1 protein-coding gene is annotated in these 523 nt (G+C 70.9%); it reads right to left on the reverse strand.

Going from position 1 to position 523, the window contains the following annotated elements:
* A partial coding sequence (locus tag ACTOQ1_RS42970) for a ketoacyl-synthetase C-terminal extension domain-containing protein (protein WP_440074400.1) occupies positions 1–523 on the reverse strand: 523 nt, incomplete at both ends.

Genomic DNA, 523 nt, shown 5'->3' on the forward strand with positions numbered 1-523 from the left:
GGCTCCACCGCCGGACCCTGCTCGATGATCACGTGCGCGTTCGTGCCGCTGATCCCGAAGGACGACACCGCCGCCCGGCGCGGGCGGTCCTCGACGTCCCAGGGACGGGCCTCGGTGAGCAGTTCCACGGCGCCGGCCGACCAGTCCACGTGCGGAGAGGGCTCCTCGGCGTGCAGGGTCCGCGGCATGACGCCGTTGCGCAGCGCCATCACCATCTTGATCACACCGCTCACCCCGGCGGCGGCCTGGGCGTGACCGATGTTCGACTTGATGGAGCCCAGCCACAACGGCCGGTCCTCCGGACGATCCTGACCGTACGTGGCCAGCAGTGCCTGCGCCTCGATCGGGTCACCCAGCACCGTTCCCGTGCCATGCGCCTCGACCACATCGACATCCGCGCTCGACAGACCGGCGTTCGCCAGTGCCTGGCGGATCACCCGCTGCTGCGAAGGACCGTTCGGCGCGGTCAGGCCGTTGCTCGCACCGTCCTGGTTGACCGCGCTGCCCCGCAGGACCGCGAGGA

Origin of the sequence: Streptosporangium sp. OZ121, from assembly GCF_051918885.1 — a bacterium.
Lineage (GTDB): Bacteria > Actinomycetota > Actinomycetes > Streptosporangiales > Streptosporangiaceae > Streptosporangium.